At 31.6% G+C, this 12,990-nt stretch carries 10 protein-coding genes; all 10 read right to left on the bottom strand.

What is annotated here, in order from left to right; all coding sequences use genetic code 11:
* Position 1: 1 nt before the first annotated feature.
* Complete coding sequence (locus AC59IL_RS14785; protein WP_496552923.1) at positions 2-949, bottom strand: hypothetical protein; 948 nt, start codon at positions 947-949, stop codon at positions 2-4.
* Between the two features lie 42 nt (positions 950-991).
* Entirely contained in the window at positions 992-1,873 is an 882-nt protein-coding gene (locus AC59IL_RS14790; RefSeq protein WP_496552924.1) for a hypothetical protein, read from the bottom strand.
* Between the two features lie 139 nt (positions 1,874-2,012).
* Positions 2,013-2,618, bottom strand: coding sequence for an XkdF-like putative serine protease domain-containing protein (locus tag AC59IL_RS14795; protein ID WP_496552925.1), 606 nt, complete (start codon positions 2,616-2,618; stop codon positions 2,013-2,015).
* Positions 2,619-2,640: 22 nt separating this feature from the next.
* Positions 2,641-4,596, bottom strand: a complete 1,956-nt coding sequence (locus tag AC59IL_RS14800) for a hypothetical protein (protein WP_496552926.1) — start codon at positions 4,594-4,596, stop codon at positions 2,641-2,643.
* Positions 4,597-4,672: 76 nt separating this feature from the next.
* Positions 4,673-7,660, bottom strand: coding sequence for a hypothetical protein (locus AC59IL_RS14805; protein ID WP_496552927.1), 2,988 nt, complete (start codon positions 7,658-7,660; stop codon positions 4,673-4,675).
* A gap of 2 nt (positions 7,661-7,662) precedes the next feature.
* Complete coding sequence (locus AC59IL_RS14810) at positions 7,663-8,970, bottom strand: hypothetical protein (protein WP_496552928.1); 1,308 nt, start codon at positions 8,968-8,970, stop codon at positions 7,663-7,665.
* On the bottom strand, positions 8,967-9,500 hold the full coding sequence (locus AC59IL_RS14815) for a hypothetical protein (RefSeq protein WP_496552929.1): 534 nt from the start codon (positions 9,498-9,500) through the stop codon (positions 8,967-8,969). Before AC59IL_RS14815 ends, AC59IL_RS14810 begins: the two co-directional genes overlap by 4 nt.
* Before the next feature lie 187 nt (positions 9,501-9,687).
* Positions 9,688-10,449, bottom strand: coding sequence for a hypothetical protein (locus tag AC59IL_RS14820; protein WP_496552930.1), 762 nt, complete (start codon positions 10,447-10,449; stop codon positions 9,688-9,690).
* Positions 10,450-10,504: 55 nt separating this feature from the next.
* Positions 10,505-12,196, bottom strand: a complete 1,692-nt coding sequence (locus AC59IL_RS14825) for a hypothetical protein (protein ID WP_496552931.1) — start codon at positions 12,194-12,196, stop codon at positions 10,505-10,507.
* A gap of 210 nt (positions 12,197-12,406) precedes the next feature.
* Positions 12,407-12,988, bottom strand: a complete 582-nt coding sequence (locus AC59IL_RS14830) for a hypothetical protein (protein WP_496552932.1) — start codon at positions 12,986-12,988, stop codon at positions 12,407-12,409.
* Between the last annotated feature and the right edge of the window lie 2 nt (positions 12,989-12,990).

Raw genomic sequence — 12,990 nt, forward strand, 5'->3', positions numbered from 1 at the left:
ATTAAGGTATTTTGAAGAATACTACTTGATCAGGGAATGCAATTTGGGTTCCTGATCTCCATTCTACTGTAAAAGAGAATGTTTTTAATTTTGGATCATAATAGATATCAAATTCTTCTGAATCGCTCATTAAGTCGGTACCATAGAATAAGTTGCTTAAACTAGCTGCTACAATTATTCCTTTACCTGTTAATCCTTTAACTGCAACAACCCGTACATCTGTACCCGGAATAGTAAATTCCATTGAAGCTTGCGTACCATTAGAAGTATATGCAAATAAATTTGCAGAAGTAAGAGCCAATACCCAAAGTTTATAAACATCTGTACCAACAAATACTACTGTATCAGGTTTATTGATGATAGCATCAGGAATTGCAGCATAAACAGTATTCAATACTGAAATAACATTCGCCTGTGTAATTGAAGTATAAGTATATGCAGAACTTGCAGTGATATAAGTATTACCAGTAATATAGCCAGTAGAACCAGTTATAATCTTGTTCAATCCATCAAATCTATTTAAATCGGGATTGGTACTATTTGTATCACCATTCCAAGCAGCAATTTCCATTTTTGAAATAATTTGCTCAAGTTGACCATTAACTAATTCAGTTTCAAAAGGCAATTCACTTGAATTAGCACCAGCCATTAATTGCGTCTGTAAGTATTTTGGTTCAAGATCTTTAACACACCATTCTTTTTGTACTTTAAGTCTACCTGTAACAAGTGTTCGTTGAGAGAATGTTGTTGAACCAGAAGCAACATATGTACATGATGAACCATCTTGGAATGATACAGTATCATCAATTATATTTAACGTTTCAGATGATTTAATACCCAATCGTGGGGTTAACATTGAAATTGTCTTAGAACCGAAAATTGCTTTTCTTAAAAGTGGAAATTTATTCTGTTCTACGTATGCGGGTAACGCTGATACATCAAAAGCCATAGAATATAAGGTTTAATTTTTTTATTTATTTGTTTCATGTTATTAAATACCATGAAGTATTTTATAGGCATTGCTTTCTTTTATTTCTTTTGGCACTGCCGTAAAAGGATTTATTTGTCTTTCAATTGGTGCTGAACTTGGAGCTTTAGAAAGTTTGGTAACAGTCTCAGCTATTTCATCAACAGCTTTAAGTGTTTCTTCATGACTTTTATAAAAAGCCGGATAGTTCATAATGCAATTCTGAATTGCATTAATAGCATCCCATACTGGAAGTAATTTTTTGTCGATTATTGTTCCAATTGCTTCAAGTGTGAAAACTGAACTTGCTACATCAGTAGGTTCTACAGGTTCTGCTTCTGGCATTGCTGTATCACCACTTGCGGGAGGCATATCAGTTGGCATTGCAGCAGCTTGTTTAACTGGTGCAGCTTCTGTAGCAGGAACTAATTCATCTGCTGTATACCATTCATGAATGCTTCCATCAGGTAATTTTACAGCATATGCATTCCCATTAACTTCAGCAATTTCCATTGTAACACCAGCATGTGAAGGATCATGTTCTTCTCCGGGGATTACTTGAACTTGATCACCAACTTTAAAGGTAGCTGTATCAGCACTTGTAGAACCTGATTTTGCAGCTTGTGCTTGTGGTTTCGGATTGCTTGAAAGTTTTGGAGAATCAACTTTTGAAGTATCAACAGAAGCGAAAACACCATTTTTAATGGTGAATTGTAAACCAGATTTAGCTTTGTAAGAACCATCAGCCAAAAGCGAAGCATTTCCAGCAGAATCTAAAAGCACAACTTCACCACCAACTTCTAAATTTGTATATTCAATCAAGGAGCCATCAACAAGAGGTTCATTTGTGAATTTTACAGAACTAAGCAATTGCTTTGCTCTTTTTAATTTTGAAAGTAAATTCATAGGATATTAATATATAGGCAATAGACTATCATATACTATGTAGTACTTTCTTCAATTATTTGTCATAACCTCAAATAAATAGTGAGGCCCAATCCTAATTAAAGAATTGGGCCTTGGCAAATAAAGACACTATTAATACTTATACGTCTTTAAATAATTCTTCCAATGCATTTAAAATCTCAATATTGGATTTTTTCATAGATAATTTGACTTCTGCCATATTGAATAGACCAGAAATAGAAAAACCATTAAATGTTCCATCTTTACAGGCTTTCCATACTTCATCAGAATTAACTTTATAGGAAGCATACCATGTACCATCAGGTAATGTTTCAACATAGGTATTTGGTGTATTAATGCCCCTTGCTTTGTCAATAATAAAGCTTTCAAATAAAGTAATACCATTTAATAACAATCCATCATGTTCAATATCTACGTTTTGTATTCGATTTGTTTTAAAGAATTTCAATACAGTTTCTTCAATTGTTTCTTTTGTTACGAAGGCATAATATTCATACCCATTATCATTCCTGTATATCATTTTATCCGGCACTAATACAGGCCCCGATACGATTCTTTTTTCTTCATTGGTTATACTGAAATTTATCTTCTTATTATCTTGATTGAATTTTAAGAATCTCAATTCAATAGCTGGTGATTCAACAAATGATATTGAGAATACACCAGTTGAATCATCTTCATTTTCTGATATAAGCATTTCGAGAATTGGCAATTTCTTTTCCATAGGTTTTGATTAAATTTTGTTATTATATTGTTCCTTGTGTTTCATAACCTCTTACCCTGCCTTGGGCATTAGTTACATCTGATTCAACAACTACAGCCCTTATTGGTGTGTTTGTTCTACTATTTATTTGTTCCAGTGAATTACCCGATAAATTTGTTGTATTTGTTGCAGCCGCAACAGATGGTGCTGAATATGACGCAGCTCCACCAACAGACCCAAATGCTCCACCACCACCTTTTGCTGGAACTTTGACAGCCACAATTGATTTAACAGTTTTTAAACCTGTTGCTACAACAGCAGCGACATTAATAATCTTTGCAGCTACATCAAAAGGAGATGGTAATACAGATTTAGCGGCTAAAGCTTCAGAAACGCCTATATAAGTATTGATAAGAGCCTGAGCAATACCAAGAGCCTTACCAGCTACAGTTTGTTGACCCACTATATCCCCCAATTTACCAAGTGCATCACTATAAGCTTCTAGTTGGGCGATTTTTCCATCAGTTTCAGTTTTAGCAAGTTCAATTTTTGATTGTGTAATTTGTTTATCAAAATCTAAAGTATTTTCACCATTAGAAATTGCAATTTGTCTTTGAGCTTCTAATGATGAAATTTGAAGTTGTAATAATTGTTCTTGATAATCTTGTTCAGAAATTAATTTTTGTGCTTTTTGATCAAGCAAAATATTCTCTTGTAATTTAAAATCGTTTTCAGTTTTCTCTTTAGTCTCCTTTTCTGTTAATCCTGTAATTGGATTTCTTATATCTTCTATATTACGTTTATCTTTTCCAGTTGCTTTGGAAACATCAAATTGTGATTTATTAAATTGGTTTGGGTCAACAAATTGTGTTTGTTGGAATTTGATTTTAGCATCAGTTGCTTCAGCCCTTTTCTCCAATTCATCAAGAAATGCTTGATAATTTGCAACAGCTTTTACATAGTTATCATTCCTTGTGCCAGTAGGATCACCACCAACCTGATCAAGTTGTTTTTGTAATTCGCCAATAATTTGTAAAACTGGTTCAGCTCTTTTCTTTAATGCTACTAATTCTTCATCGTTACCTTGAGCAATCCTTTTTCTTAAACCTTCAATATTTTTTTGTTTTCTTTCTTCAGAATCAAAGATTTTATTTGGTAAATCTGCTAATTCAGTTTGTAATTTAATTTGTCTTTCAATAATTGGCTTTTGAGCTTCAACAAGTTTATCTTGTGCTGCTTGAATTTGAGCTTTAATTTCAATTGCTTTGATATATTTTTGAACAGCAGCAGTAGCTTTATTTTGGAGGTCTTCTTCTGTTCTAATACTATGAAAATAAAGTGGAGAAAGTTTATTCAATTCCTGAATAATTTCTTTCTTTCTTTGTCTTGTAGTATTATCCTTTTGTGCCTCAGCTAATAATGATTCAACAGCGACCTTTTCTTTTAAAAATCCATCAATAGATTTTACTTGAACATCATTAAATGCTTTTTGTTTCTGTGTTAATGTATCAAAAGATTGACTTAAATAAACGGCACCACCAGCAATAGCAGCCAATGCCGTAATTAATATAACCATTTCAGCATTAGTCAATCCCAATAATAATTTCAAATCTCTTAAACCATCTTGCATGGATTGGAATCCACCAAGTAATGCTACAGCACCATTAACTTTAATTAAAGTCTTTTCTAATTCTTTATTTTCTGCTCCAAATAAGGCAACAGCTCCTACCGCAGAAGCAAAACCACCAACTAATCCATTCAATATACCTTGGAATGCTCTAAATTGTTGTTCAGGGTTTAATTGGTTCAAATCATCTCTGAAGTTTCTAATTTCTCCACGTAAGTCACCCAAACGATGAACAACAGCATTATATTCTTCACTGTCTCTGGTAAGTGTTTGAATTCTTCGTGATAATTCGGTAAATTCTGCTCTAACTTCGCCTAATGTTTGTGGTAGGTTTCCAAAATTTATATCTATTTCTGCATTTACACGTGACATTTTATATTATAGAATAAGATTTGTTTTTTATTATTAGTCTCACGTACCAATGAGACACTATTAATTACAGCCTTTATTAAGGCGCATCCAGTACTTCAATTATAACATCATTTAAAGATGAAAAAACTGTATTATTAAACACCCATGATCCACTTCCACTAAATAAAATTGGGATTACAGAATCACTTACTGTTCCCAATGAATCAGTACATCTTAAATAATGATATCCGTTACCATTTGTAGTAAAATATATGGCAACATTCCATGTACCAGCTTTGTATTTAGAAAACCTATTGTGTGAACTATAAGGAATTGGTTTGCCATTAAAAATTATCACATCGTCATAACCGGCCCCATCATCAATTTGTACATTATCAATGGTTAATCCAGTACTTACTTGATTATAATATCTAATTGTTGATAAATCACTTTTTGTTGAGGCTGTATAAACAGGATTATCAATTACATCTTCAAATGGTTTTCTTATTAATTCACATTGTGTTGTCAAACTATTATCAGCTTTAAAATCTTTAATTTGATTAATACGATATTTAATTCCATCAATAAAAATTGTATCATTTAAACCAACATTTGAAATATCAAGAGAATTTAATTTTAAATTGGCAGTTAATAATTTAGCTTCATTATCTAATATTTCATTAGTTGTATTTTTCCAATAGCCAGTATACAAATTAAATATTGGATATTGTGCCGGATAATTGAAGAATAATTGTTTTGGTTGTTCAAATAATAAATCTGTTGTTGCGCCACTATTACTATTAAGATGTGAACAATAAGGATAATACTGTAAATGATCCCATGTTTGACTTATTACCCCCGGACTAAGGAGTGTTTTTTCTTCCAAAACCCAATCATTACAAGAAACATTACCAGCCCAATATAAAATCCTTGGATTAGCTTTTAATGGCTTTCTGGTAACATTATTATCACTTGTCTGATAAATTGCGGGAAATGATTTGTCATTATTAGTTACATAAGTAAATGTATCCGCTACGGTATACCATGTTCCATCATGAGCGCCACCTGTACGACCAGATAAGTCTGGTGTAACATCTATTCTAAAATTATATGGCGTTAAAAGGACTGTTGTTATCGTATATAAACTACCAAAATATCTGATTTGAGCACCAACCCTTGCTTTTAAAAATCCACCTTTGTCTGGTTGGGTATTATTACTTTGTGTGATATTATTATATCCACTGACATAAAGAATGCTTTTATTGGAATTCCTACATTCAAATGTTTCTTCGCATGGATATTCAATATTATCATACTGAATTATTGGTGTTGGAGAGAAAATTAATTTATCCAATACATTTTTAGTGTCTTTAGTAAATTCATATCCTGTATCAAGTCTTAAATCGCCATAGATACCACCATTAAGCGCAGTATACTGAGTATTAAACCAATCTTTATCTTCCTTATAAGTAAAGTATAATTGCTTAGCATCCAGATTTGGAATAGGAACTATATCAATATTATCTGATTTATCAATTTTATCAGTCCAATTTTTATTATCTCCAAGTCCAAAATATTCATCTCTTGTATAAATATTAAAATGCTTAGGTCTATCCTTGTCAGGAACTATATAAAGATTGAATAATTTAAGAATACTTGAGACATAATCAGCGCATTTCACATTTTTTATTGCAAAATCATTATATGTTAATTCATAAGGTGCCAATCCATATGACTTAGATATTCTAATGTATGGGTTACTTCCATTTCTAGTTTCAACAATAGTATTGGTATTGCCACTAACATAAACAATTTGAGCATGAGGCCCTTGAGGCCCCGGAACATAAAGATTATATTTCCACATCCTTTCTGGACTACCAGTAAAATTTGCTTTTAATCTGAATTTTAGATATTGATCAACAGTATAATTGATTGCAACATTTGAACCCAGAAGATTTAGTGTTGAAGAAGTAAAATCAGTTGCATATAAAACAGTATTATTTACTGGTGATGTAAATGTTCCTATGACCTCATTACTACTTATTGTATTACTTACTAAATCTGCATAGCTTGCATATTTATCAACTGATAATTCAAATGATATTGCAGCACTATTTAATAATGGATGTCCATCATATGATTGTGCATGAAATTCAAAATGAAATGGAATATTAAAATCAAATTTATATACATCAGTAGTAGAAACAGCATATACTTGTGTAGTTGCTGTATAATGATTCTGTATATCACTTATTTCATTATTAAAGAAATTGGTATTAACTGTTGTTGCAGATACATTAGCAAGACTTAATGTTGAACCTGAATGTGTAATTGTTGTATTATCAGCCGCTCTTGTTATATTACCATCACTAAATGGTATAATCAATCTTTTAAAATAATCTGAATTGATAAATCCTGAATCATATGTATATCCACCAGCAGAAAATACCATATCAAAATATTGCTTAGCAAACAAACAAGGTCTTAAATTCTCTTTATAAAAATTAACACCATTTAATGTATCATAATCTCCATAATCGCAGAGAGGATAAAAATAACTTGTACATGGCGTTTGATTCCAACTATTTTTAATATTGATATTACTGAAGTTATGTGTATAACCAGAGGTTAATTCAGGAACAAATAAATCAAGGTCTTCTAATTTTTTATCGCCCAAATCACCAATCAATGCGCCTAATTCAGAAGTTATTTGAATATTATAAGTTATATAACCATTCTTAATATTAGCAGATTGTAATTTTGCATAACCATTTAATATAACCTGATTATCTTGAACAATATATGTCTTAGCCTTTCTTTTAAAATTGAAATTATAACCAATATTTGGAAGTGTATCATCAAGATCAGCTTCTTCACCAGTTGAATCTATTCTATATAACCAATTAAAAAGTTTATTATTATTCTTTGTACCCGGAAGTGTAATGGATTTTGAATAATTAGAACTAATCTTACTTATATCTTGTACATTGGCAATAGTATATGTCGTAGCTAAATCAATCGTATCAGCTAAATCAACTTCATATCCTTCAATAAAAATTCTTAAATTAAATCTAGTATCAGCCATAATCATCCAATTTGGGTATAATCGTTATGAGCATATTTGAAATTTACTTTCAATGAATAAATCTTTTTATTTACCCTCTTGTTTATTTGAAATTCGTTATCAGGTATCGTTACAGCAATTAATTTTCCAGTATTATCTAAATCCTCAATATAAATTTCAGGACTATTAAATAATCCTTCAAAATGTAATACTTGATTATCAGTTAAAAAATCCGTTGTTAATAAAATTGACCTTTCAATTGATGTATAAAAAGTCTTGGCATTTCTATCATAACTATTAATTACATAATTACCATTGCTTTCAAGTTGCCCATAAATCTTTTTATATTCACTTTGATTTTTATTTATCTTTTCAAAACTTTGTTTATCAAATCTCCATGAACTATAATTTCCATATTTGTCTAACCAATACACATTCCACCTTTTATATTTTGAACAATTGGGTTTAATATAGAATCTATTTATTGCTGGTAATAAACTTCCCGGTGATTGATTTCTTAATTGGATTGTATAGGATGCAACATTCCCATTTATAATTGTACTTGCACCTGAAACAACTGTATATGCTGATGTAGCTAAATTCTGTAATTGTGTATAACCACAAGCAATATATTTCAATCCAGTATTTCCACTTGTAAATGTATAGCCGGTTAAGGTTCTATATATTCCAACAAGAGAACCATTGATATCATACGTTGTTATATCTGCTTGAAGTTTAAATGAATTATTTTCATTTAAAAAGAAATATAAATATTGCCTCATTTCAGGCCAAGTATAATTATCCTTTGTATTAAATATTGGGTCACTATAACCTAAATAATTTCCACTTGTAGTACCAGTTGGATAAACTTGAGATATTGTACTTGCAGATAATCTTACATTATCCAAAAATTCTAAAGATGAATTAATATAATTAATCGAATTACTTTGTAATTGATTTTTATCACTTACATAAACACCATCTAATAAATATTGCTCACCAATACTTAAAAAAACATTTACATATCCATTATTAACTTCACCAAATAATGTGGATAATGATGTTGAATATCCATAAGTAAAATCAATATAACTATTTATAAAAGTTGGTAATACATTATATAAATTGAAAACACCAATATTATAATTTGGGTCAGGAAATGATTTTAATGTTGCAACTAAATCTGTGCTAACATAAATATCCGCGACATATTTATAATCTGTTAATGCCGTACCAGCACTAAATGTTGTTGCGGATACAGTAAAATATGAATCATTTCCTGCTGATTGCAAACTATCATGTGAGGGCTGGTTAAGAATCACTATGCTCATTTAGATTTTATAATTTTAATTCCTTTTTTATTATTTGTATTAATAGCCGAAATGAATTCATCTTTAATACTATCAGCAAATGCCACATTAATAGCCTTACCAATATCAACAACAAAATTATTTACAGTCTTATCGACAATTGGGGTTACAACCGGTTTACGCTTTATACCTTTATTTGCTATGCTCTTTGCAATGGCAAATGACATTCTCTTTTGTTTGTCGAATATTGATACCTTAGATTTTCTTGGAAATCCTTTTGGCTTAATTCCCTTGGTGATTACCCATTGGATTATATTTTCTAATGGTGGCATCTTTCCAGCTTTCCTACCTGATTCCATCCAATTCAAAAAATCAGCAGTCAAAATCTGTAACTTGATTGAAGTATCCAACTTCACAATATTAAATGTTACACTTCCCGGTATCTTGTCACTTGCAACCTTACCTGATAACTTACCCTCAATGGCATTAACAATGGTTTCACCATATGATTGAAGAATATTTTCTACACTATCTATTATATTATTTGCCATTATTTTTTAAATTCTTTCATTTGTCTTTCGTATTCTTGTTTATCATGGATTCGTTTATCCTGATAAAATATTATTGTCGTTAAAAAATCCCTTACTGGTATATTCAATAAATATGGCCATTTGGTAACATCCCCCTCAACAATGCTATCTATCGTTGCAATCCATTGCCATTTTAATTGGAACCATCCTACATCTCCTGCATTATCTTCTTCATCATCTCCTGCTCCTTCGGATTCTGTAACATCGGAGAAACTAACTTCAACTGATTCTTCACTTCCTGTTTCAAAAAATCCTTTGTAATCTGAAAAGAGACCTCGAAAAGAAGGCAAAAAAAAACTGCAATACCCATAGCATCACTTACCTTCATATTATTAAATAAATTTTCAGCCGTTTCCTCTTGAGGTGTTTGCAAATATGCCTCTACAGGTAAATTGATAATATCAGATTGATATTCCTTAATCCCAATAGAAGCCATAAAAGCCTTATCCTTGGGATGTTTTATTTTCTTAGCAATCTTATTACTTAATCTTTTTAGTCTTCCCAATGGCTTTGCAGCAACATATGGAGCAGGTAATAATAAGGTTGCACATATCAAGTGTAGATTCTCAATAATGTCATCAGCCGTCTTTGTATAATTGGATAAATCAATAAATTGAGCAGCAGTTAACTTATTCACTTCCTTGATAAACTTATATCGCTTACCACCAATAACATAATAATCCTGAATATTACCCTTGGGTTGTTCATATATAAAATCACATTCCCTGAATAATTGATGAATCTCTTGGATTGGATAATTATCTAATTCAGATTCATTCACACCAGCCAATATTGCCAATACACCAACCTTTTTTTCCAAATCATTTAATACATCATCTTTTATAATTGATGTAATCTGAAAAAATTCAGCAATTGTTACTTCCTCCCAACTTTGTTTAATTTTTATCATAACCTTCTATATATTGTAGCCCTTCAGCCGAATATTTGTATTACACCGAATAATCTTATCTTATACTATACTTACCATAGTTCTTAGACTTAACCAACTTATCACTTACAGCCATTGAGAAGCAATCCCTTTGATCATCATGGGCTGGTGAATCACTGGTTACTTCACTTATAAACACCTTATTCCAATTCCCCTGAACTATTATCACCTTTCCAGCTTCAACCTTTGGAGATATCGCATTTAACCTTTCAATTTTACTTCCTTTAGGTACTGCTCCTTCAATTACATTCAAAGCTGTTTGTGATTTCATAAATTGAACAATGCTCTTACCTGATGCTTTTGGTTCAATGTATATCCTGCTCCTATTGGTGTATCCATTATTAACTGTAAATGTTTTGATGTATTCAATAAGCTTTGGAAATTCCAACCATACCTGTGCAACATTCAAGATGTATAGTATCTCTCCTATCTTGGCACATGCCAATATTGCACTTGGGTCATTTTTCGTTTTTTCGGTATAAGCTGTATCCGCGTAGAAGTCAATTACAGGATTTGCGTCTTTAATAATTATTTGGAAATCGGCAAAAGGGATGATTTGTAACCAAGATTCTCTAATAATACTGTCTTCATCATTCTGTGGTGACTGTTGGAACTGTGTTTTAAATCCTTTTGAACCTAAATCAATCAGCTTTTCAGCCAATACAGAACGACTTAATCGAACTACATCAAGTAAACCATCTCTATAATTATCCTTTAATTCGCTTGGAAGAAGGCTTTTATTAAGTTCAGCAGGTAAACAAATGTGTTTATACTGCTTATTCTTGGATAATAAATATCCTGTAACATCTAATGGATGTAATCTTTGTTGAACTGTAATAGTTACTGCTATTTCAGAATCAATCTTTCTGGTTGATAAGGTTCCTGAAATCCATTCATTAGTCTTATTCCTCTCTATATCACTATTAGCAAGCTCAGGGTTTTGGGGGTCATCTACTATAATGATATGTGCATGTAACCCCGTAACCATTGCACCAGTTGAGGTTGTCAACCTTGCACCACCTGTACTTGTTTGATAGTTTGATTTTACATTCTGATCATCTTTTATCTTAACAAATGGGAAATATTTTTGGTACTTGTCGGAAACAATAATGGTTCTGCTCTTGGTGGATTGCTCCATTGCCAATGCAGCAGAATAAGATGCACTAATTATTTTTATCGTGGGGTCTACAGTCCATAGCCATGCAGGAAACATTATTGAACAAATGGTAGACTTTGAAGTAACAGGTGGGATATTAATAATTACATCATTAACTTTCTTTTCTCGATGTGCTACATGCAAACCAATTTCCTGAAGCTCCTTACACAAGTATTCAATATGCCAATTCCATATAGGGGTTTCATTAATTATAATTGACCAAAATTCCTTTACAAAAAAATAGAAATCCTTTCTACACAATTCAGCTTTGGCAGCATCAATGTTATCGAATATGCTTTTCAGCGCATCATTATTGAATGGAATTTCCCCATTTGAATTTTCTGGAAATTTTTCAGCAGCAGATTCAATTGCTTTTACCTTTTTTTTACCTTTAGCTGGAGCTTTTGGGAGGCCCCCATTTGAATTACGCTGTTGCTTTTTGGGGCTGGGTATAACGTTTTCAGACGGCGAGGTAGAAAAATCTATTTCATTTTCTGTATTTTCAATATTTTTTGAAAGTTTAGGTTTTATTTTACGTCCTTTGGAGGTCATTCATATCATATTAGATTTATTTGTTATTTGGTTAAGTGGGAAAAGTGAGCAGAAATCCTATTTAACATAATACCGATTATAAGGACACTTTTTCTCAGTGGGAAATTATATAGTTATTACATCAGCTTTTACCTATCAAGTGGGAATATCAGTTTTTCATGTATTAGTATATTCATCACTGTTATTAACCCAGTTAATTTAGTCTTATTTTTACCCGTTATCCAGCTTTGCTCTTTCCGCTATCGCTATTAATACAGCCAATTCATCTTTAGAAAGGTTTGTGAAGTCATATGTCTTTGTATGGTTAATCTCAATCTGTTTCTTTACCCTACCTGTAACTTCATTATATGTCTTTATAGCTAACATCTTTGCTTTCAAATCTGCATTCTGTGTAGCTACTAACAAGAGCTGCTTATCCATAAACTGATCATTAAAGCCTTCAGAATCCAACAGGATATCAATCAGCATTAATATAGCAGCATGTTTGAGGTTATTAGAAGCATATACAGAACACCTATTCCTTTCGTTCTTATTGTCTGGATTTAGGCCATATGCCTTACCAGCGGCTCTAACACCATTACCAAAGTATTCTTCAGTTGTATAATACCGCGCAAAGTCTACTTGTCTTTGGGTTAGTTTAAGCTCCTTACCTATCTCAAGTATGGTTGTTTCACCATTGGCCAATTGCTTTGATTTCATCCTTATTAATTCCATCTTGGATAATTGCTTTGGCTGTATTACAGTTGGAATTACTGTTTCATAATCGTTATATATCGTTACACCTGTTTCCATAA

The organism is Niastella sp. sgz303648 (genome assembly GCF_059587045.1).